This window comes from Flavobacterium sp. LHD-80, from assembly GCF_030929605.1.
In the GTDB taxonomy this organism is placed as follows: domain Bacteria; phylum Bacteroidota; class Bacteroidia; order Flavobacteriales; family Flavobacteriaceae; genus Flavobacterium.
Window position 1 is genome coordinate 441,292 of the sequence record NZ_JAVFVS010000004.1, and the last position, 21,645, is coordinate 462,936.

At 34.6% G+C, this 21,645-nt stretch carries 18 protein-coding genes and 2 tRNA genes; 11 read left to right on the forward strand and 9 right to left on the reverse strand.

Annotated elements, in window-relative coordinates:
- Positions 1–2 precede the first annotated feature (2 nt).
- Both RB619_RS06470 and RB619_RS06475 read right to left on the reverse strand, forming a co-directional pair.
- Positions 3–1,385 carry an ammonium transporter gene (locus RB619_RS06470; RefSeq protein ID WP_308095578.1) on the reverse strand — a complete coding sequence of 461 codons (1,383 nt, stop codon included), beginning with the start codon at positions 1,383–1,385 and terminating at the stop codon, positions 3–5.
- A gap of 262 nt (positions 1,386–1,647) precedes the next feature.
- A complete protein-coding gene (locus RB619_RS06475; RefSeq protein ID WP_308095580.1) occupies positions 1,648–2,139 on the reverse strand; it encodes a nuclear transport factor 2 family protein in 492 nt (163 codons plus the stop codon).
- Positions 2,140–2,380: 241 nt separating this feature from the next.
- On the opposite strand from RB619_RS06475, the gene RB619_RS06480 reads away from it, so the two are divergent.
- Positions 2,381–3,049, forward strand: a complete 669-nt coding sequence (locus RB619_RS06480; protein WP_308095582.1) for a hypothetical protein — start codon at positions 2,381–2,383, stop codon at positions 3,047–3,049.
- Between the two features lie 132 nt (positions 3,050–3,181).
- Here RB619_RS06480 and RB619_RS06485 read toward each other — a convergent pair whose 3' ends face one another.
- The 3 genes from RB619_RS06485 to RB619_RS06495 all read right to left on the reverse strand — a co-directional run bounded on the left by RB619_RS06485 (position 3,182) and on the right by RB619_RS06495 (position 6,802).
- Positions 3,182–3,496, reverse strand: a complete 315-nt coding sequence (locus tag RB619_RS06485) for an HPF/RaiA family ribosome-associated protein (protein ID WP_308095584.1) — start codon at positions 3,494–3,496, stop codon at positions 3,182–3,184.
- Between the two features lie 96 nt (positions 3,497–3,592).
- Positions 3,593–4,042 (reverse strand): very short patch repair endonuclease, encoded by a 450-nt coding sequence (locus tag RB619_RS06490; protein ID WP_308095586.1) that lies wholly within the window; start codon positions 4,040–4,042, stop codon positions 3,593–3,595.
- A gap of 288 nt (positions 4,043–4,330) precedes the next feature.
- A complete protein-coding gene (locus RB619_RS06495; protein ID WP_308095588.1) occupies positions 4,331–6,802 on the reverse strand; it encodes an AsmA family protein in 2,472 nt (823 codons plus the stop codon).
- Positions 6,803–7,065: 263 nt separating this feature from the next.
- Between RB619_RS06495 and trxA the strand changes: the two genes are divergently transcribed.
- The 10 genes from trxA (at position 7,066) to RB619_RS06545 (ending at position 18,239) form a co-directional block, all read left to right on the forward strand.
- Positions 7,066–7,383 carry a thioredoxin gene (gene trxA, locus RB619_RS06500; RefSeq protein WP_012023423.1) on the forward strand — a complete coding sequence of 106 codons (318 nt, stop codon included), beginning with the start codon at positions 7,066–7,068 and terminating at the stop codon, positions 7,381–7,383.
- 283 nt (positions 7,384–7,666) lie between these two features.
- Entirely contained in the window at positions 7,667–10,240 is a 2,574-nt protein-coding gene (locus tag RB619_RS06505; protein WP_308095591.1) for a M1 family aminopeptidase, read from the forward strand.
- Positions 10,237–11,163 (forward strand): DUF58 domain-containing protein, encoded by a 927-nt coding sequence (locus RB619_RS06510; protein ID WP_308095593.1) that lies wholly within the window; start codon positions 10,237–10,239, stop codon positions 11,161–11,163. The genes RB619_RS06505 and RB619_RS06510 overlap by 4 nt, the downstream gene beginning before the upstream one ends.
- Before the next feature lie 86 nt (positions 11,164–11,249).
- A tRNA-Asp gene (locus tag RB619_RS06515) sits at positions 11,250–11,323 on the forward strand.
- Between the two features lie 426 nt (positions 11,324–11,749).
- A tRNA-Asp gene (locus RB619_RS06520) sits at positions 11,750–11,823 on the forward strand.
- Between the two features lie 250 nt (positions 11,824–12,073).
- Positions 12,074–12,898: an AraC family transcriptional regulator gene (locus RB619_RS06525; RefSeq protein WP_308095594.1), complete on the forward strand. Its 825-nt coding sequence runs from the start codon at positions 12,074–12,076 to the stop codon at positions 12,896–12,898.
- A gap of 318 nt (positions 12,899–13,216) precedes the next feature.
- The gene (locus tag RB619_RS06530) at positions 13,217–14,572 is read left to right on the forward strand and encodes a TolC family protein (protein ID WP_308095595.1); all 1,356 of its coding nucleotides are present in this window, start codon (positions 13,217–13,219) and stop codon (positions 14,570–14,572) included.
- A gap of 71 nt (positions 14,573–14,643) precedes the next feature.
- The gene (locus tag RB619_RS06535) at positions 14,644–15,693 is read left to right on the forward strand and encodes an HlyD family secretion protein (protein WP_308095596.1); all 1,050 of its coding nucleotides are present in this window, start codon (positions 14,644–14,646) and stop codon (positions 15,691–15,693) included.
- Between the two features lies 1 nt (position 15,694).
- The gene (locus tag RB619_RS06540; protein ID WP_308095598.1) at positions 15,695–17,278 is read left to right on the forward strand and encodes an MFS transporter; all 1,584 of its coding nucleotides are present in this window, start codon (positions 15,695–15,697) and stop codon (positions 17,276–17,278) included.
- A gap of 295 nt (positions 17,279–17,573) precedes the next feature.
- Positions 17,574–18,239, forward strand: a complete 666-nt coding sequence (locus tag RB619_RS06545; RefSeq protein WP_308095600.1) for an HAD family phosphatase — start codon at positions 17,574–17,576, stop codon at positions 18,237–18,239.
- Positions 18,240–18,369: 130 nt separating this feature from the next.
- On the opposite strand, the gene RB619_RS06550 is transcribed toward RB619_RS06545, so the two are convergent.
- The 4 genes from RB619_RS06550 to RB619_RS06565 form a co-directional block, all read right to left on the reverse strand.
- The gene (locus RB619_RS06550; RefSeq protein WP_308095602.1) at positions 18,370–19,098 is read right to left on the reverse strand and encodes a DUF6055 domain-containing protein; all 729 of its coding nucleotides are present in this window, start codon (positions 19,096–19,098) and stop codon (positions 18,370–18,372) included.
- A 214-nt stretch (positions 19,099–19,312) separates the two neighbouring features.
- Positions 19,313–20,248, reverse strand: a complete 936-nt coding sequence (locus RB619_RS06555; RefSeq protein ID WP_308095604.1) for a YCF48-related protein — start codon at positions 20,246–20,248, stop codon at positions 19,313–19,315.
- 94 nt (positions 20,249–20,342) lie between these two features.
- Complete coding sequence (locus RB619_RS06560; protein ID WP_308095606.1) at positions 20,343–20,750, reverse strand: hypothetical protein; 408 nt, start codon at positions 20,748–20,750, stop codon at positions 20,343–20,345.
- Positions 20,751–20,824: 74 nt separating this feature from the next.
- Positions 20,825–21,478, reverse strand: a complete 654-nt coding sequence (locus tag RB619_RS06565) for a DUF1080 domain-containing protein (protein WP_308095608.1) — start codon at positions 21,476–21,478, stop codon at positions 20,825–20,827.
- Positions 21,479–21,645: the final 167 nt, after the last annotated feature.

Sequence of the window (21,645 nt, forward strand, 5' to 3'; positions counted from 1 at the left end):
TTTTAACCGTAATGAGGTTCTGTAATTGCTTTTGTTTTTGGATCAAGTGTTTCGTCATGTTGCGACAAATCAAGCCCAATATGTTCTGATTCTTCAGAAACTCTAAGCGGAATAATGAAATTTGTTACTTTAAACAAGAAATAAGCTCCAAAGAAAGTAAAGATCGAAACTAAAACTAACGCCATCATATGATGTCCAAAAACGTTCCATCCGCCGTGTAATAAACTTGCGTTTTCACCATGAGCGAAAATTGCAGTTAAAATCATTCCCATGATTCCTCCAACGCCATGACAAGCAAAAACGTCAAGTGTATCATCAAATCTTTTTGAATATTTACAGTTTACAGCTGTGTTTGAAACCAAAGCCGTTACAAATCCGAAAAACATACTTTCAGGAACAGAAACAAATCCTGCGGCAGGCGTAATGGCTACTAAGCCAACTACAGCTCCAATACAAGCTCCAAGTGCTGACACTTTTCTTCCGTTCATTCGGTCAAAGAAAATCCACGTTAACATTGCCGCGGCTGATGAAGTTGTTGTAGTTGCAAAAGCCATAGCGGCAGTTCCGTTTGCAGCAAGCGCAGAACCTGCGTTGAACCCAAACCAACCAAACCATAACATTCCGGTTCCTAATAATACAAACGGAATATTAGTTGGAATATGCTGGCTGTTTTTTCTTTTTCCTAAAACAATAACTCCGGCCAAAGCAGCAAAACCAGAACTCATGTGTACTACCGTTCCACCGGCGAAATCTTTAACACCAAAATAGCTTCCTAAAATACCGGTTGGATACCAAACCGCGTGGCATAAAGGAGCATATATAAAAATTGTAAATAAGCTAATGAAAATCAAATAAGAAATAAAACGAACACGCTCTGCAAATGAACCTGTAATAATAGCAGGAGCAATAATGGCAAATTTCATTTGGAACAAAGCAAAAAGCATAAACGGAATCGTACTCGCTAATTGTTTATGAGGCAAAACGCCCACATAATCCATAAATGCAAAAGTGGTAGGATTTCCGAAGAAACTATAAAAATGATCTCCAGAACCAAAACCAACCGGTTCTCCAAAAGCAAGACTAAAAGCAACGACAACCCATAAAAGTGTAACGACTCCCAAGCAAATGAAACTTTGAAGCATGGTCGAAATCACATTTTTTTTGCCAACCATTCCGCCATAAAAAAAAGATAATCCAGGCGTCATAATTAAAACAAGACAAGATGAAGTCAGCATCCAGGCAACATCTGCCGGAACAATATGATCAGTGGTGCCAAATTCAGATAAAACATAACTATTTTCGGTCATTGCTGGCCAAAATGCACCCGTGATGCAAACAATGCTAATAATAATAAAGGAAATGATCCAGCGTTTTTCTATTTTCATTTTTCAAATACTTTATTGAACCCTATTTTTTTTGGGGTCAAAGTTAAAAAAAATTAAATATTTTGATTTCAAGGGCTGTTAAAATAGTGGTGCGGTTTTTATTTTAGCTGATTTTGTAAATTATGGGTGTATTTTTTGAGAGTATTTTATTTTGAAGTTCTAATTTACGCCTAAAATTGTCAATTGTATTATAATTATTTTGATAATGCACTTTGTAAAACACTCTAAAAGTTAGGATTATAAGAATAAAACTGAAAAATGTTTATTTTTTTTGAAGTTTCGCAATCAAGGCATCTTCGATTGGCGCTTTTATTTTGGTAATCGCATCAACTTCCTCATTCGGAATTGTCATGGAAAGAACATAATGTTGGATTTTCCATTCTTTTCCAACTTTAACCAAAACACCCGATCCGCGGCAAATTTTCATCTGCGTATTCAGTAATTCATCAAACCAAGCAATAGTTCCTGTTTTGTCAAAAAAGATATGGCGTTCCAGCGCTGTGAAATTCCATGTTTTTCCTTTGTCGAAATAAGGTTTTGCCCAAATTTTGAAGTTCTTTTTAGTCCAGTTTTCAGTGGCATCTGTTCCAATGAAAATCGCATCATCGGCCATTAAATCAAAATAAGGTTCAAATTTAACATCGGCTGCGGCTTTATGCCAAGTATCTAAAGTTTGATTGATTTTGTCTTTATCAGACGTTTGAGCGTTTGCAAAAGAAGCAACGAATAAAAGAAGTAGAAGTGTTTTTTTCATGAGTTAGGTTATTTGACCTTAAAGGTAAGAATGATTTTGAACAAGTAAAAGTTTCACGCAGATTTTGCAGATTTAAGCAGATCAAAACATTAAATCATCTGCGTTAATCTGCTAAATCTGCGTGAAAAAAAATCTAAGATTCTTTGTTTTGGTGGTGTAAAATGTCTGTAAAACTAAAATTCCCTTACATTACTTATATGGTTTAAAATTTTTATATTTGAGAGCTTTAAATACCACAATTATGAATTCGAAAATCTTAATAAGTTCGCTAGCTTTTTCATTGCTTTTTATTTCTTGCAAAAAAGAATTAGAGCCACAAGAAAATACAGCAACATCAGAATTGGTCAGACTTGGACTTGCAAAAGATACTGCAAAAGCCGCAACAAATACGCCCGTTGTACAAACTCAGACGGCAAATCCAAATACAGTTTTAGGAGAAACAAAAGGGTTAAATCCTGCTCACGGACAACCGGGACATCGTTGTGATATTGCCGTTGGTGCGCCATTAAATTCGGCTGCGCCACAACAAGGTCAAGCTACAGCAACTCAAACGCCACAAGTGGTTCAAGTGAATCCAAATCAAAAAAATGTGGTAACAACAACGGCTGCTGCTCCGGTAAAAGTAGCAAAAGGAATGAATCCGTCGCACGGACAGCCAGGTCATAGATGTGATATTCCAGTTGGAGCGCCGTTAAATTCGCCAGTTGCAAAAACGGCAGCAACAAATGCTGCACAAAACGGCAGCACTTCGCAATCATTTACCGTAACGCCACCTGCAACAAATAATGCAGTTCCGGCTTTATTAAGTACAGAACCGGCGCAGCCAGTAGCAGAAGGAACGAATCCTCCACACGGACAAGCAGGACACAGATGTGATATTGCCGTTGGAGCGCCTTTACCGAAATCGTAGAATAGTCGAAGGCCGAAAGTCAAAATAAAAAACCATATAAGTAATATAAGTTCATATTAAGTATTGCGTTAAAGGCGAAACTTAAATTTCTTATGTTACTTATATGGTTTAATTTTTTTAAACGATATATTTTTAAAAAGCTTTTTGTTTTTCGAAAGTTGTCGTTAGTGATTTTTTGATTTTGCTCAAAGCACCGCTAAAAGCTTTTTCTAATGTTTCGGCGTGTTCTGTAACGGTAATAGGCTGTAATTTTTGCGGACGCACTTCGATTAAGCATTTTTTGTCGTGCAAGCCAAATTTCTCTCCATTTTCATCCCCAAAGTGAACTTCAATACGGGTAATTTTGTCTTCAAAACGCGCTAAACCTTTTTCTAATTCTTCAGAAAAGTAGCTTTCTAATCTTGCATGTCCCTCAATGTTTTTGTCGGTGTTGATTTGAATCTTCATAATAATTTAAATTTTATGATTGTCTCTCAAAGCTATCTTTTTTAGAGGAAAATGCCAAGCGAGTTAAGGAAAGATTATGAAATTTTTAGCCCCATTTTAAGATTCTGAAGAGGAAGGAATCTTTGCCAACATTTCCGATTTTAAAATTACCTCATTCTGAATTTCCAAAATACAAGCGCCCAAATTCTTCTTAATATCATTACTCCAAAAACGCAATACTTTCCAATTGCGAGATTCTAAATAGCTATTGACTTCTAGATCTCGTTGCATGTTGCGCTCGATTTTTTTGATCCAATATTCCGAATTGGTTTGTGGTTTTTTTTTCGTTTCCCAATTTTTTCCATGAAAGAATTCCCCATCAACAAAAATGGCGATTTTTAAAGCTGTAAAAGTCAAATCTGGAGTGCCAAAAACCTTTTTGTTGTTTTTACGATAACGATACCCAATATGCCATAACGCTTTTGCCAAACGAACTTCATCTTTGGTATTCGTGCCACGAATTCTGCTCATGACTTTGGATCGTTGTTCTGGCGTAAAACAGTCCATGGAAATTTAATTATTAAAGGTTTGAAATTTAATAATTAGTGGTATTTAATTGGTTATAGGTTTGTTGGGGTAAAATTGTATTATTACAATATTATTTATTTCAGTAAATATAAATAATAAAAAAATAAGTCTGATTTGTCATTTCTACGTAAGGAGAAATCACACAAGTATTTCCGCACAGAAATTCGCCAATCTTTGTCGAGTTTCTAGTGTGATTGCTTCGCCAGTTCACTATCGTTCGTGTCTTCGTTCTTCAGAATGACAAACTATATGGAAAAATATTCTTTTTTACTTCTCCTTCTCTTTCTCCTTCTTCCCAAACTTAATTTTCATCTTTCCATTATCATCATAAGCAACCAAACGCAGTATAATACCTTTTTCGCGAACGGCTTTGCGTTCTTCTTTTGTGGCGAGTTTGGCGTCATTTTTAGAATTTCGAAGCGGAATCGTAAGTGCCAGATTTGTGCCTCGACCAAAAGAATAAACACCTTTTGCATCAAGATTTAAAACGCTTGAACTGATTGTTAGTTTATTAATATCGACTAGTTCTCCGCGCAATTTAAAATCTCCAGACAAATCACTGAAGGTAATATTCTCGACATCGCGAAACGGAAAAGCAAATTTCCCCACTTTCATAATCGGTTCAAAGTTGACTAACGCGCCTTGACTGACATTAAAATTTAAACTTCCGTGTGTTGAATTTGTGATTAATTCGCCGTTGCTGTTCATCAAGCCGGTAACATTTGCATTACTGGTTAATCTTCCGTGAATGTTATTTGGAGAAAACGATTTGATTCCGAAGTTGTTGAAAGACTTTAAAAAACTCGCAATATCCACCCGGTTGACTTGAGCGTTTGAGCCGAAAGCAAAGTTTTTTCCGCTTGGCGAAACTTCGGCGTTAAAAGCAATACTTCCTCCAGAAGTCTGCAGAAAACCGTTTTTGATAACCAATTTTGAATTCAGCATCTGGATTCTCGCCGTTGTATTTGTAGCGGTCAGTTTGTTGTACGTTATATTATCAGCTTTAATATCAATTACTACTGAGCATTTTTCGATTACGGTTCTCAAATGACGCGAAATTGTTGGTTTGGTAGTTTTTGCTACGACTTTCTGTTTTTTAGAAGCTGCCAAAACGCCCAGAAATTGTTTGATATCAATATTTGGACAATGAATTTTCCAATTCACAACCATTTGTTCCGGCGCATCATAGTAAAGGTTGAGGAAATTATCAATTTTGCCTTCAATATAAATGGTGTTTTTCTTGTGTTTATAGGCAATTTTCTTAATCAGCAAAGCTTCTTGTGTAAATTCAAGCTGCACGTTTACTTTTTCGGCATGAATATTCTTCGGAATAAAATAAAATGACGTATTTGTCACGTTTACATTTCCAATAAATTTTGGTTTGTTGATGTACAAATCAACAATGTCAAATTGAAAATCTAAATTAGCTGTTGCATGTCCTTCAGAAAACTGAATCCATTTATCATTGCTGATTTCATTGAGTTTGCTGACATCGAAATCAGAATGTACTGTTCCGGTGGCAAGCGGTTTTTCAAGATTATTGATAGACAATTGCGGAATTTTCAAAGGAATATTTTGATAAGTAGCCGAAAATCGTGTCAAAATCACAGCAGAATTGGCATCTGAAAAACCTTCTTTTGGTTTGAAATTATTGGTAAAAATTCCTTTAAAATTACAATCTTTGAGTTGTCCGTCAGGAATACTCAGTTCATTGTCTTTAATAATGGCTTGAACAACAATTCTTGGATCTCCCGCGGCACTCAAATCGCCTTTTATGTCGCAATTAACGTCAATTGGCTTTTTTAAATTAAAGCGGTTTAATTTTGAACTAATATTATTAGATAATAAATTAGACGCATTTTGCCATAAAATAGTAGTTCCAATATTGATTCCGAAAAGCGAATTGGTTTTTCCTAAATTGAAAAAAGCAGTAATATCAAAAGAATCGGTTCCAATTTTTAAGCCATCTGTTTTAACGTCAATTTTTTCTTTTTCAGAAGAATACGAAACTTTTAAAGTTCCTTTGAGGCGTTTTTCTTTAGCAAAACTTCCGTGTACGGTATTAAAAGCTAAGCTATTAATTTGAGTATCCAGAAAAAGATCAGTCTGCCAGTTGTCTCCTTCATAATTTACCTTTGATTTTAAACTGGCAACGGCAAAATCAAATAATTTATGCCCAACGTGATTGTCTATTGTAAAACGAACATTGTTGAGGTCAATCTGATCAATTGTCGTTTCGGGTTTTTCTTTGTTTTCGGGCGCTTTTTTCTTTTTCTTCTTAAAAATATCGGAATTAGAATAACCGTCTTCCGCTTTATAGACATAAATCTGAGCGTCGTTAATGAGTATTTTATGAATGTCAATTTCCTTTTGTAGCAAACTCCAAACGTTCAAGCGAACTTCAATTTCTTGCGCTTTTAGTAAAGTATGTTTGTGCGTATTCCATTTATTGTCTTTTAACTCAACATCTTTTAAGGCCAAAGTGAAGTTAGGAAAACCGGCTAAGAATTTGTACTGGAAATCGCCAATATGAAATTTTCCGTTGATGTTTTCATTGATTTTAGTGTTAATTTTGGCAATGATTTCGGTTTTGTTTCTGTTGAAATAAATCGACAATCCACCACAAGCGATTAAGAGAAGTGCAATTAATCCTAAAATAAAAAATCCAAAACGTTTGGCATATTTTCTAAAACCAGCCGACTGTAAAAAGACTTTTATTCGATGTAAAGTTTCTTTCATCTGGAAAATTTTAATGGTTGATTAAAGATACTATAAAAAACAATCATATTTAAATTTCTGATTTTCAAATTGCTGTAATGTTAAGTTTGTGTTTTTGAATTGAATTTATGATATAATTATTTACAATACTTTTATAATCAAAACTAATTTATGAATGGTGTATGATTTGTTTTTAATTTCTAACTTTGTACCTCAGTTTAGGAAATAACAAAAAACGAGTCTCTCGAGACTAAAGCTGAAATAACATTTAAAGACAAATTATTATGGCATTAGCAATAACAGATGCTACTTTTGACGAAGTAGTTTTAAAGTCAGATAAACCAGTAATGGTAGATTTTTGGGCAGCATGGTGCGGTCCTTGTAGAATGGTTGGTCCAATCATTGACCAATTAAGCGACGAGTACGCTGGTAAAGTAGTTGTTGGTAAAGTAGATGTAGATGCTAACCAAGAATTCGCTGCAAAATATGGTGTGCGTAACATACCAACCGTTTTGGTTTTTCATAACGGTGAAGTAGTAGGAAAACAAGTTGGAGTTGCTCCAAAACAAACCTACGCAGATAGTTTAGACGCTTTGTTGTAATCGTAAGATTATGATTTATATAAAGAAGGTTTGACGAAAGTCAAGCCTTTTTTATTTTAGTTTTTTTGCCACAGATTTCACAGATTAAAATGATTTTTTTCACGCAGATTTGGCAGATTTAAGCAGATGCACGCAGATTTATTTATAAATAATGTCAAAATTAAATCTGCTAAAATCCGCCAAATCTGCGTGAAAAAAATTTCGCCTTTAGATTTGCTTATACAATTGGCTGTCAAAACCGATCCTTTTTTTTATTTTTAACGAATCTTATATTCCTTTAAAAATGAAAATTCTTCACGGCTTTTTTGCCTTTTTTATAATGACGACGATTGGTTTTTCTCAATCGAAACCAAAAGAAAGTTTTATTATAGAAAATGGCGTTTCTGAGCAATTGGCTCAATTTCGTAAAAAACAGATTTCTGATGTTCAATACCAATTGTCTTTTAAAATTCCGAATCAAAAAAGCGAAAGTATCAACTCCAATCTCGTTTTAAATGCGACTTTGTCCGATTTGAGTCAGCCTTTGCAATTGGATTTTAAAGAGAAAACAGAGAACATAAAAGCAGTCCAAGCAAACGGAAAAAATATTGCCATTGTTCATGAAAATGGGCATGTTGTTATTGCTTCATCGGCTTTAATTTTAGGAAAAAATACAATTTCAATTTCCTTCATCGCCGGAAATTTATCGTTGAATAGAAACGACGATTTTCTTTATACCTTATTAGTTCCAGATCGTGCAAGCACTTTATTTCCATGTTTTGATCAGCCTGATTTAAAAGCGACTTATAAACTGAGTCTATCTGTACCAAAAGATTGGTCGGTTTTGGCTGGAGCCGATGTGAAAGAGAAATTAGAAAAAGGAGATTTTACAACGTACACTTTTGGCGAATCTGATAAAATGAGTACGTATTTGTTTTCTTTCGTTGCTGGAAAATTCAAAAGCGTTACACAGAAACCAGGTTTAGAAATGACAATGTTGTATCGCGAAAATAATGAAGAGAAAATCAAAGTAAGCACCGACACAATTTTCAATCTGCATCAGCAATCGTTAGACTTTTTAGAAAAATACACCAATTATAAATTTCCATTTCAGAAACTGGATTTTGCTTCAATTCCGGTTTTTCAATATGGAGGAATGGAGCATGTTGGCGCGATTCAGTACCGAGAATCGACTTTGTTTTTGGATAACAGCGCAACCGACAGCGAAAAACTAAATCGCGCAAAATTGATTGCACACGAAACTTCACACATGTGGTTTGGTGATTTGGTAACCATGAAATGGTTTGATGATGTCTGGATGAAAGAGGTTTTTGCGAATTTCATGGCCGATAAAATTATGAACCCGATTTTTCCGAAAGTCAATCATAATCTACAATTTTTCACTGCACATTATGCGAGCGCTTACGCGGAAGATCGATCGTTAGGAACACATCCTATAAGACAGCATTTGGCGAATTTGAAAGATGCCGGATCGCTTTATGGTGCTATGATTTACAACAAAGCCCCAATTATGATGCGCCAATTAGAAGCTTCGATGGGAAAAGATGCTTTTCAAAAAGGAATCCAAAAATACATTCAGAAATATGCCAATGACAACGCTGATTGGAATAATCTCGTAGAAATTCTGGATGCTGAAACGCCTTTGGATATGAAGAAATGGAGCGAGGTTTGGGTAAATAAGTTTGGAAGGGCCATTTTCTCAGATAAAATAGAATACGACACTAAAAACCGAATCAAGAAGTTTGAAATTGTTCAAAAAGCAGAAGATAAATCAAATAATGTTTGGTCTCAGATTTTTCAGGTTGGTTTAGTTTATAAGGATAATGTAAAGGTTTTAACGGCAAATATTAAAGACAAAAGTTTGATTTTAAAGGAAGCTATCGGACTTGAAAAACCGCTTTCGATCGTTTATAATTATAATGGTTTTGGATACGGTGTTTTTCTGCTTGACGGGAATAATTTAAATCTAATTTCGAATTTGAAAGATGAGGTTGCTAGAGCTTCTAGTTACAGCAATCTTTATGAAAATACGCTGATTGGAAATATTTCGCCACAGAAAGCTTTTGATTGTTTTTTTAAAGGAATCCAAACAGAAGAAAATGAATTGGTTTTACGAATTGTTTCCAATAATTTGAATACAATTTATTGGAGATTTTTGACTGAAAAACAACAAAATAAAGCTCAAAAACAGCTTGAAGATATTCTGTACAGCCGTTTGCAGGTTAATTTATCAGCTAATATCAAAAAGACATTATTCGGATTGTTCAGTTCGATTGCGTATTCTGATTCGGCGAAAGCCAAATTATATCAGATCTGGAATAAGGAAATTGTAATTCCGAATTTGAAATTAAACGAAGATGATTACACAAATATGGCGATGAATCTGGCTATTTTCAAACATGAAAAAGCTGATGAAATCTTGGAAAAAACAAGAACGACAATCTCAAATCCGGATAAAAAGAAACGATTTGAGTTTTTGCTTCCGTCATTATCAAAAGAGGAATCCGTTCGAAATACTTTTATGGAATCGTTAAAAGACGATGCCAATCGCGAAAAAGAATCTTGGGTTTCTGTTGGTTTAGCCAATGTAAATCATCCGCTTCGTCAGGAAAGCGCGCAGAAATATATTAGATTTTCACTAGATTTGGTAGAAGAAATCCAGCGCACAGGAGATATTTTCTTCCCGAAAGATTGGTTGGATAATACGGTTGGAAGATATTCGTCGAAATTTGCTTTTGATGAAGTACAGCGATTCTTAAAAGAAAACCCTAATTTTAGTCCAATCTTGAAACGTAAACTATTCATGGCGACAGATTTGCTTTATAAAGCGCAAAATATTAAAAAAGAAACCGAATGAAAATTGAATCGGAAATAGAGAAAGTCTCCAGTTTTCAGCACCTTGAAATGCTGGCGAATCAGGTTGTGGAAGGTTTTATATCGGGAATGCACAAGAGTCCGTTTCATGGATTTTCGGCTGAATTTGCTGAGCATAAAGTGTATAATTCGGGTGAAAGCACCAAACATATCGATTGGAAATTATTTGCCAAAACAGACCGTTTATACACGAAACGTTTTGAGGAAGAAACCAATTTACGTTGTCATTTGATTGTCGATAATTCGTCGTCAATGCATTATCCGGAATTAAAATCGGACCAACCTTTTTATGAAAAGAAGATTGGTTTTGCAGTTTTGGCTTCGGCGGTTTTAATGAATATTTTAAAGAAACAGCGCGATGCCGTTGGTTTAAGTGTTTTTTCTGATAAATATGAATATTATGCACCAGAAAAAGGAAGCGATCGTCATCACAGAATGCTTTTGAACAAACTGGAAGAATTATTGGTTCAGCCAAAAGTCAAAAAAACGACCGATACAATTACTTATTTGCATCAAATTGCAGAGAAAATGCACCGTCGTTCGATGATTATTCTATTCACTGATATGTTTCAGACCGAAGATGACGAAAAGCTTTTTAACGCATTACAACATCTTAAACACAACAAACACAAAGTAGTTTTATTTCACGTAGTTGATAATGAAACCGAATTGAAGTTTGATTTTGACAACGCGCCAAGAAAGTTTATCGACTTAGAATCAGGTGAAGAGGTTTCAATTTTTGCCGATAATGTTAAAATGGAATATGAAAAAAGGGTAGAAGCGTACTTTAAAAATCTGGCTTTAACCTGTGCGAAGAACCAAATTAAGTACGTTCCGGTGAATGTGGGCGATAATTTTGAAAAAATATTGACTACTTATTTGGTTGAAAAACAAAACTTTGGCTAAAGATTTAAAAATTTATTTCATTTTTTTTGGAAAAACACTTGCAGAAATGAAATTCTGTACTATCTTTGCAACCGCAATAACGCAGAGGTTTGGTAGTTCAGTTGGTTAGAATACATGCCTGTCACGCATGGGGTCGCGGGTTCGAGTCCCGTCCAGACCGCAATATTGGGGAAAGCCTTTCTTTTAAGAAAGGCTTTTTTGCCCAAATACGGTATCTAAGATTAGTTGTGTTGTTTTGCTACGACTTTGTAACTCGTAGCTGGTTTAGTAGTTAGACCAATGAAAAGCTTTCCACTTTTGTGGATGGCTTTTTTGATTTAAGACACTTTTGGTTTTTTGTTTTTAACCGCAAAGGACGCTAAGATTTACGCAAAGGTTCGCAAAGTTTTAATATGGCTTTGCGAACCTTTGCGCTTTTAATCTTGCGTCCTTTGCGGTTAAAAAGAAAGAAACTTCTTCTTTTTTGATTTTGTTGTCAATTTTTAAAATATTGGAATTTAACCAATTAAAAATTTCTCAAATTTTATTCCCGAAAAAGCTTGTGAAATCGAAGATCTGTTGTATTTTTGCACTCGCAATAACGCAGGGTTTGGTAGTTCAGTTGGTTAGAATACATGCCTGTCACGCATGGGGTCGCGGGTTCGAGTCCCGTCCAGACCGCCTAAGTTGTTTAAAATGCCTATCATTATGATAGGCATTTTTTTTATATAAACTTTTCGAGGTTTAACCGCAAAGAGCGCAAGGTAAAAGCGCAAAGTTCGCAAAGTTATTTTTAGCCACAGATTACACAGATTTTGAAATCCTTTTAATCTTTTAATCTGTGGCTAAATTTTTAAGAATATAAAGCTTTGCGAACTGTGCGCTTTTACCTTGCGCTCTTTGCGGTTAAATTTCTTTCTATCTTTATAATATGGAACAATCAACCTTTAAAGTCGACAAATATTACATCAAGAAAGTAGATGCTGATAAAAAAAGTATTTACTGTCATCATGATATAATGGGTGAATTGTTTGTTCCTTGGCATAAACACGATAAAGCACAAATGTTATATGCCGAAGGAGACGTTGTTTTTGTGACAACGGAAACGAAATCTTACTTTCTTCCTGCACGCCATTTTATCTGGATTCCGGCTGGACTTGAACACAGCATCGAACCAAAATCGGAACATGTGATGATGCGAAATTTGTATTTTCCTGTTGAGAAAGATGAGGATCAATTCTACAAAAGTGAAGGCATTTATCCCGTTAATAATTTGTTGCTCCAAATGATGATGTTTACCAATCAGTGGAATGGCGATTTGAAGAAAGGCTCTCCAAGCTTTACCATTGCAAAAGCCATAAAAGCGATTCTGCCTCAAATTTGTACCAATAATTTACCTTTAGAATTACCACAGCCAAAAGACAAACGATTGGGAAAAATTCTTCGCCATGTTGAGAATAATCTTGGCGAAACGATTTTGTTTTCTGAGGTTGCTCACGAATTTGGTTTCAGCGAACGCTCTTTGTATCGCTTGTTTCAAAAAGATCTCAAAATGTCTTTCATTCAATATTATACTATTCGCCGAATCTTAAAAGCGATCGAACTTTTATTAGAAAGAAAACTTTCCGTAAAAGAGGTAGCTCAAGAAGTTGGTTATAATAGTGTTCCAACTTTCAGCAACACCTTTTTCAAGATTTTAGGCCAAAGACCTTCTGATTACTTAAACGGAGAAGAGATTCTCGAACGAAGTAAATAAATTATTTCACGCAGATTTATTGATGCTTAAAATGTTTCACGCAGATTCTGCAGATTTAAGCAGATTTGGCAGATAATTATTTGATGCAAACGATAAAAAATAAAATCTGCGTACATCTGCTTAAATCCTTTTTAAATCTGCGTGAAACCGCACAAGTGAATCAATTTTGTAACAAATTCTTTTTCAGTATTTTAATATAACGTTTTCGAAATATTCGATTTTAACATTTGTCCGAAATGAATATGTTGTTGGCTTTTTAGAATTATCAGTCAACAGAAAAATGAAGGAACTTTGCACCATAAATTATTTAATGCACTCATGTTCCTTAAAACAACAAATTCTACAGACGATTGTTTCCCCAGAATCCTGCTATTAGTTCTAATTCTGTTAGTATTTAATAGCGCACAAGCTCAGGAAATTCACACGGTTTCATTAAATGAAGCTTTGAAACTTGCAAAAGAAAACAACAAAAAAATCCTTAGATCTCAACTGGAGGTCACGCTCTCAGAGCAAAACATCAAAGAAAGAAAAGAACTTCGCTTGCCAGACATCGCTTTAAACGGAGAATATTCAAGAATTACAAATATTACCGAATTCAAAGGAAGTGGTTTCTTAAACGGCAAAGAAGTTACAAAAGCAATTCCTGAAATCTATCAGGTGAATTCGACTTTTAAAATGCCAATTTATGCGGGTAATAAGATTAATAACGCCATCAAAATTGCGAATCAGGAAAGTAAAATTGCCAAAATAAAAACCGAAAAGACCGAAAATGACATTGAGCTTGAAGTTGTAGCAAACTATCTTTCGATTTATAAAATGATGGAGCTTCAGAAGATTTTTGAGGAAAATATCAAAGAAGAAAAAAGCCGACTGAAAGAAGTACAATCACTTCAAAAACACGGAACGATTACCAAAAACGAAGTCATTAGAGCCGAATTACAGCTTTCGGATCGTGAATTGAATGCACTTACAAATTCCAAAAACATAAAAATTGCGCTTCACGATCTGAAAACGTTGATTCAGATTCCAGAAAACGAGGAAATCGCGATTGACACAACTTCAAATCTGGATGAAATGAACGGTTTAGATCCGTACGACTTTTATATGAATAAAGCGTTGCAGAACGAAGAAATGCGAATTGCAAGTCAGGAATTAGATATCAGTAAAACAGAACTGAAATTGGTTAAAGGGAATTATCTGCCAAGCGTTCACTTTTTCGGGAATTATGGTTTTTATTATCCTAATTATAAATTTTTTCCGCCCAATCCGTATTTGTACACTTTAGGACAAGTGGGAATTGAAGCGACTTTTGACCTTTCTTCTTTGTATAAAAACAAAACCAAAATGGATCAGGCGAATACTAAAATCGAATGGCAGAAAATGCAGTCTGAAATTGTAAAAGATGAAATTCAGGACAAACTGTATAAAGAACATACACAGTATCAGGAAATCCTCGAAAAGTTTGTGGTTGTTGACAAAGCGTTGGATTTAGCCAATGAAAATTACAGAATCGTAAAGCTGAAATACTTAAACCAATTGGTTTTGATAACCGAAATGGTCGACGCAGATAATGCTTTGCTTCAGGCGAAATACAACAAAATTTCTACTCGATTGGATGCGGTTTTAAAACATTATGAGTTGCTTCATACGGCGGGAATAATGCCTCAGAGTTAGACTTGATAGAAGAAAGAGGCAAGAAGTAAGATTTTGAAAAGAGAATTAAGATAAAGAGAATAGAAAAAGATATGGTTAAGATAAAAAATGAAACTAGAAGAAACAGAACGTTTCATATACTAATAACAATTATTGCTTGTGCTTTGGTCGCGAGCGGAATCATTTTAGGAATTTGGTTTTATGTGTTCAATAGAAACCATGAAGAAACCAATGACGCACAGGTAGAGCAATACGTAACGCCAATTATGTCTCGTATTACGGGGTATGTACAGGAAGTTCGTTTTAACGAAAATCAGTTTGTGCATAAAGGAGATACTTTGGTGGTGATTGACAATCGCGAATACAAATCAAAATTGAATGTGGCTCTTGCCGATGTTCAAAACGCACAGCAAAGTAGTGTTGTGGCGCAAAAAAATGCGGTTACAACGGCAAGCGCAACGGCAATTAACGAATCGCAATTAGAAGGTGCAAAATCGAATCTTTGGAAAACTAAATTGGAATACGAAAGATATAAAGCTTTGGTAAAAGATGAGGCGGCAACTTCGCAACAATTAGAAAAAGTAAAAGCCGATTATGAATCGGCGCAGGCGCATTTTGAGGAAATGAAAAATAGAATTCATTCTGCGACTTTAAGCACTTCTGTTGCTGAAGCGAATGTACCAACAACACAAACCAATATTGCATCCAAACAAGCGGTGGCTGATAATGCGGCATTGTTTCTTTCGTACACGATCATTACGGCGCCTTACGACGGCTGGGTTGGAAAACGAACTTTACAGCCGGGACAATTGGTAAAAGAAGGACAATCATTGCTTTCTATTGTAAGCAAAGAAAAATGGATTACCGCCAATTTTAAAGAAACGCAATTGCAATATTTAACTGTTGGACAAGATGTTGAAATAAAAGCAGACGCTGTGAGCGACAAAACATTTATTGGTACAATTGCTTCTTTATCGCCAGCGAGTGGTGCTAGATTTTCATTGCTTCCTCCTGATAATGCAACGGGAAACTTCGTAAAAATCGAACAAAGAATTCCGGTTCGAATTCAGCTGAAAAGCAACGACAAACAAACCGATTTTTTAAGAGCGGGAATGAATATCACTGTGATCGCAGCACACTAAAATGGAAGATAAAAGTATTTTTAAATCCTGGGTTCCAAAATGGGCAATCATTATTATTTTGTTTGTCTGCCTTTTGCATTCCATGATTTTATTGGGAGTTTATACTTCAAACGTAACCTACGCAGCAAGTTTTTTGGATATCGAGCCCGAAGATTTGCAGTTTGCGATGTGCGTGACATACGGAACTTTGCTGGCAACGATTTTGATCGAAAGCCGATTTTCGAGTTTTTTCCCTGCAAAAAATTACTTGATGGCGGTGTATTCCTTAATTGGAATTACGATTGTTTCATCGGCATATATTACCAATTTTTATCTTTTTTTAATGCTCAGAATCGCTGAGGGAATCCTAATGGCGCTTCCGGTAATTACAATCAGACAATTATTGATTGAACAGTTTAATTCTAAAAATGCCATAATTATTGGTTTTTCGTTTTATTATGGCTCGTTGTTATTGTCAACGCCTTTTATTATGAATATTGCGGTTTGGTTTCTGGATCATTACGATTGGAAATACATGCTGTATGTTTCGGGCGGATTGCAGGTTTTGAATGTCTTTTTAATCTTAGTTACTTTTCGTGGGCACCGAATCACAAAGAAAATTCCGTTGTATCAAATCGACTGGATGAGTTATTTTTTGGTTTTAACTGCCATTCTTTGCGGTGCCTACTTTTTTGTTTATGCTGAGAAAAAATATTGGTTTGATTCTTCTGAAATGATCCTGATGTTGATGATTGCCTTGATTACAGGCGGATTATTCATCTTTAAAGAACTTTTGGTAAAAAGACCAACTTTTGATTTTGAGGTTTTTAAATACGCCAATCTTAGAATCGGGTTTTTATTGTTTTTCCTTTTCTATATAAGCAGAGCGACGCTGAGTCTTTGTCATTCGGCGATGTTTTCGATTTGGAATTGGGATCCGTCGCGCGTTGCGGGCGTGCAATACATTAACGGATTAGGAAATGTAATCGGTTTAATTTTAGCTGCTTATTTCCTGATGAAATCGGTTTCTACAAAAATTATTTTTATAATTGGTTTTACGCTCATTGCTATTTTCCACTTCTGGTTTACGTTTCTTTTTGTACCAGATGTTGCGTTGAGCGATATTATCATTCCCTATATTTTGCAAGGAATTGGTGTTGGTTTTTTATTTGTTCCGCTCATCTTATTTACCACATCATCGGTTCCGGCAAAAATGGCAGTTTCTTCGGGAATTGTCGGAGTTTCTGGGCGTTTTTGGGGAAGTACAATTGGTTTCTGCGTGATGCAAAATGCAATGGTTTTCTTGAATAAAAAACACTTCTTAAAACTCAGTCAATTCGTAACCGGCGAAAATCCCGAAGCCCAGCAAACCATAACTGCAACCGCACAAAGTTTTATAGCAAAAGGATATTCTGCAGATAACGCAAATACTTTGGCTCTGAAAAAAGTCTTCGGAACAGTTGCCAAACAAGCCACTTTACTGGCCGATATGGAGATTTATACGATTGTGGGATATGGTTTGGTGGTTTTGATTATTCTGATTGCATGTAATCAGCATTTAAGACAGACTATGACATTGGTTAAAAGCAAAATTTGGATTGGCTAGAGAATTAATCTCGCAAAGTTTTTTTTTGCCAATCTTTGACGGGTTTAATCTCGCAAAGTCGCAAAGATTTATTTTTAAAGTCATAGCTTAATAAGATTTAAAGGATTTTTTCACGCAGATTTTGCAGATTTTAGCAGATTAAATTTGATAATTATCTGCGTTTATCTGCTTAAATCTTTTTTAAATCTGCGTGAAACAAAAACTTTGCGACCTTGCGACTTTGCGAGATTAAAAAAAACTCTGCGAGAAACCACACTTATCAGTATCTTGCAACCGTTAAAAACAAAAACATAAAATGAAACAGCAATGTGTAATTTTTGATATGGATGGCGTGATTTCGCATACCAATCCGCATCATGTGAAGGCTTTTGAGGCGTTTTTCGATAAATATAATGTTCCTTATACCAATGAAGAATTTGAAGAACATATGTACGGAAAACATAACAGTTATATCATGACGCATTTCTTCAAACGCCCGATCGTAGGAGAAGAGCTTTTAAAACTCGAAGACGAAAAAGAAGGAATGTTTCGTGAAATTTACAAAGACAAAGTCGATACGATTCCGCATTATTTGGATTTTTTAAGCGAATTAAAATCACGTGGTTTTAAAACGGCCGTTGCAACATCGGCGCCGCGTGCGAATTTGGATCTGATTATTAATGCCTTAAATATCGCAGGCAAAATGGATTCGATGATGGCAAGCGAAGATGTTACGTTTCATAAACCAAATCCTGAAGTATATCTAAAATCGGCAGACCGTGTTGGAGTTTCTCCGTCTGATTGTGTGGTTTTTGAGGATTCTTTTTCAGGTATTACAGCGGGACTAAATGCTGGGATGAAAGTGGTTGGCGTTTTGAGCACACATACAAAAGAAGAACTTCCAGTATGCGATTTTTACATTAATGATTACAGCGAAATTAATGTGGATAAGATAATTGAATTGTTAAATTCCAATTCTTAATCCTGATAGCTTATAGTATAAAAAGAGTTATGTTTCACGCAGATTTCAGCAGATTTAATTTTGATTGTAACAGTAAAATTATCTGCGTTTATCTGCTTAAATCTTTTGAAAATCTGCGTGAAATATTTTTTTAATACTTCTCATTCAAAAAAGCAATCCAGCCTTTCTCAAATTCTTTGGTCGTTATATTTAATGTTTTTTCAATATTGCCGAATGAAGCAATCAATTTTGGCAAAACATCATTTCCCCATTTTTGAGTAAGATATTCGATTATTGTATAACCAATATTGTAAATCTGATTGCTGTGATTTAAATCTTCTAAAGTTAGATTTTTGCTTTTGGCATATTTTACGCTTAACGAATTTACTTCTCCAGCTTCAAAAATACTGATCGACTCCCAAAGCCAGCGCGGATATTCGGCTCCAAATTTTTTATCAAATTCCTTGTCAAAAGTCAGTCGATCTTGTGTGATAATCGTTTCTTTTGCTTTGTCGATTAATATATTTAACTGAACACAATGCGTAAATTCATGAACAGCAGTTTTAAGAGGATCATCAGGAAAAACGGAATTAAACCAATTCGTCCAAACAAAATGAAATTCATTTGGCCCTCGACTAGTGCCGTTTACATTTCCGTTTAAACCAGTGGCAAGGCTAAATTTTTGATGCGAACCGTAAACAAAAACTTCAATTTGTTCGTGTTTCAAATCTTTCAAATCACTTCTGATTTTCGAATACTTATTTTCAAGATTTTTGCTGATTTTTTCAGCGTCACTTTTATAAATACCGCTGTAGGAAATAACAAAATGTTCCGATTTAAGAATTTGGACTTCTTGCTCAACGGTAAAGTTTCTTATCATTTTCGAAAAAAAGAAAAGGAAAATTATTCCTAAAATTAAAACTAGTAATTTCTTTTTCTTCATTTGTTTTTAATTGAGTTTGTTTGAGATTTAAAACAATTAAAGTATTGGTAATTAGATTTTTATAATTTCAAAAATACTAATATTTTAAACAATTAAAAACACAAAGGATTTAAAAGGGTTTAGACTTTCTTTCAGTTTTAGATGAGGTTTTTTATTTTTTCTTAAGAAATAATCCATTGTTTCCTATTGCATATACGGCACCATCTTTTGCAATAATTTTCCAGATTAGGTCAGTGGTTTTATTGTAAACTATTTTCCAATTTAAGCCACCATTTTTAGTTTCAAAAATTTTTCCTTCATCTGTTGAAAAGTATCCGATATTTTCGCTAGTGAAACAAATCGATGTGGGAGAACCGGAACCTGGCAAGTTTGCTATTTTTGTCCAACTGGTTGATCCGTTACTAGTTTTGTATAATTCGCGTTTAAAATTAATGTAATAACCAATATTATCTGATATAAAGGAAAGAGAGGTAATATCTGAATCGGAAGTTAATGTTTGGGTCCAGGTTTCACCGCCATCAAGAGTTTTGACAATTATTCCATTATCTACACTGTTATTAGTATAGCCACCATAAGCATATGCAACTAAATCTGAAGTTATTACTAAATTATCTACAGTATAACCATCATATTTTTTTGTCCAAGTATTTCCAGAATCATTGGATTTTAATATCGAACCAGCTCTTACCAGCAACCCTTTTGAAGGATTAAAAAATTTAATATCAAAAATAGTTGAAGCACCCGAAACACTTTCAATTTTGTTAAACGTAGTGCCAGAATTTGTAGTAACAAACATATCTAATCTTGCGGTGTAGAATTTTTGTTCATTTACCATAAAAGCGCTCATAAATGTTTGCTTATCTCCTACATTTAATACGCTCCATGTTTTTCCTCCGGTATTGGTTTTTGCTAAAAATCCGAAACTCCCACAAATTATTCCTTGGTTTTTATTGCTAAAGGAAATGTCGGTTAAGCTTTGAGTAGTATAGGCATCAATTTTCTCAAATGAATTTGTAATGGTATCGCCGTCAGAAGAACAGCCAAGAATTCCTAAAGTAAAAGTCAGGAAACAGATTAATTTTTTCATGGCAATTTTTGAGTTGGTTAGTTGAATATCAAAATGGTTGGTTAAATGGTAAGTCTTTTAAAGAAGTCTTTTTTTTTTCTTAATGAAATATTCTCTAGTAATGTATTACTAAATATAGGCTAGTAGTTCCGTTGTCGTTTTTTATTTTGATAATATCAAAAACATTAGGGTCTTTGTAATCATCACTTCTCCCTGTACCGCACCAATTCCAAGGTAGTCCATAAAAAAGTGAGGGCGTTAATTTTGTGGTGTTTGAGATCGCGCTTAATACCCCATATGATTGATTTCCATCAGGTTGGAATTGCTTTATATCAAGGAAAGCCGTCGAGCTTCCGTTTTTTAAAGAACCAATAAAAGTTTTTCCGATAATCAAGTTATCAATATCCTCACCGGTCTTGTTGTAAAATTTCGCATCAGTGCTTTCCGTTGCGGGAGCACTTTCTTCTGAAGAACAACCTACAATTCCTAAAGTCAGAATTAGGAAACAAATCATTTTTTTCATAACAATCTTTTTTTAATAGATGTTTGAATATCAAAATGGTTGCGTAGAATTGGGAAGAATTTTTTTGTTTAAATTTATTTCGAGATATTTTTTATTTTGATGTTTTTGAAATCAATTGGCGAACGCTCATAATTCAAAGAAATTTTACCTTCAGTAGAAGAAACTTCCGTACATTCATTTACCAATTTCCCGTTCAAATATTGCGTGATTTTTCCGTTGAAAGATTTAATTACAACCAAATTCCATTCGCCATACGGTTTTTCATTTTCTAAAAACTTAGGAGAAACTACACTTGCGCCAGCTTCAACTAATTTCCCGTTTACTTTTGCTGTTACTTGATCCAAAAAGATAAAATCTCCGGTAGTTTTTTCTTTTATTTGAAATTGAATTCCTTTTGGCCAGATTCTATCCGAAGCATCTAGCGGAATATTATACATCACACCGCTGTTTTTTGTGCCTTTCATTTGGTATTTCTCGTCAAGATTCCATCTGTATTCAAGCGTAAGTTCGAAGTTTTTATAGCTTTTTTTGGTCATCAAACAACTTGGATCTTCTCCGTGCATACGAATCATTCCGTCTGCGAACTCATATACTTTTGAGGGTTCTTGTTGTGCTGTATTAGATTTTGTAAAAGCATACCAATCGTTTATTTCTAAACTTTTTTGCTGAACAGCACAGGAACTTAGAATAAAAACGAGAAGAAGTGCAAAAGATGATTTTTGGAACATAGTTATAAGTTTAAAACAAAGCCGATTAACTTGATTGAAGATTTATTAAAAAGTAAAAATAACGATACCGACTAATATAAAAAATAGATAGTTGATGTTTTTTGTTTTGAAAATTTACAAAAGAGTTCCGAAGGAACGGACTATATTGTAGGGATGGATTTTAATCC

Coding starts and splice junctions, on each gene's coding strand:
- RB619_RS06470 (WP_308095578.1), bottom strand. CDS start 1,385: ATGAAAATAGAAAAACGCTGGATCATTTCCTTTATTATTATTAGCATT.
- RB619_RS06475 (WP_308095580.1), bottom strand. CDS start 2,139: ATGAAAAAAACACTTCTACTTCTTTTATTCGTTGCTTCTTTTGCAAAC.
- RB619_RS06480 (WP_308095582.1), top strand. CDS start 2,381: ATGAATTCGAAAATCTTAATAAGTTCGCTAGCTTTTTCATTGCTTTTT.
- RB619_RS06485 (WP_308095584.1), bottom strand. CDS start 3,496: ATGAAGATTCAAATCAACACCGACAAAAACATTGAGGGACATGCAAGA.
- RB619_RS06490 (WP_308095586.1), bottom strand. CDS start 4,042: ATGGACTGTTTTACGCCAGAACAACGATCCAAAGTCATGAGCAGAATT.
- RB619_RS06495 (WP_308095588.1), bottom strand. CDS start 6,802: ATGAAAGAAACTTTACATCGAATAAAAGTCTTTTTACAGTCGGCTGGT.
- trxA (WP_012023423.1), top strand. CDS start 7,066: ATGGCATTAGCAATAACAGATGCTACTTTTGACGAAGTAGTTTTAAAG.
- RB619_RS06505 (WP_308095591.1), top strand. CDS start 7,667: ATGAAAATTCTTCACGGCTTTTTTGCCTTTTTTATAATGACGACGATT.
- RB619_RS06510 (WP_308095593.1), top strand. CDS start 10,237: ATGAAAATTGAATCGGAAATAGAGAAAGTCTCCAGTTTTCAGCACCTT.
- RB619_RS06525 (WP_308095594.1), top strand. CDS start 12,074: ATGGAACAATCAACCTTTAAAGTCGACAAATATTACATCAAGAAAGTA.
- RB619_RS06530 (WP_308095595.1), top strand. CDS start 13,217: ATGTTCCTTAAAACAACAAATTCTACAGACGATTGTTTCCCCAGAATC.
- RB619_RS06535 (WP_308095596.1), top strand. CDS start 14,644: ATGGTTAAGATAAAAAATGAAACTAGAAGAAACAGAACGTTTCATATA.
- RB619_RS06540 (WP_308095598.1), top strand. CDS start 15,695: ATGGAAGATAAAAGTATTTTTAAATCCTGGGTTCCAAAATGGGCAATC.
- RB619_RS06545 (WP_308095600.1), top strand. CDS start 17,574: ATGAAACAGCAATGTGTAATTTTTGATATGGATGGCGTGATTTCGCAT.
- RB619_RS06550 (WP_308095602.1), bottom strand. CDS start 19,098: ATGATAAGAAACTTTACCGTTGAGCAAGAAGTCCAAATTCTTAAATCG.
- RB619_RS06555 (WP_308095604.1), bottom strand. CDS start 20,248: ATGAAAAAATTAATCTGTTTCCTGACTTTTACTTTAGGAATTCTTGGC.
- RB619_RS06560 (WP_308095606.1), bottom strand. CDS start 20,750: ATGAAAAAAATGATTTGTTTCCTAATTCTGACTTTAGGAATTGTAGGT.
- RB619_RS06565 (WP_308095608.1), bottom strand. CDS start 21,478: ATGTTCCAAAAATCATCTTTTGCACTTCTTCTCGTTTTTATTCTAAGT.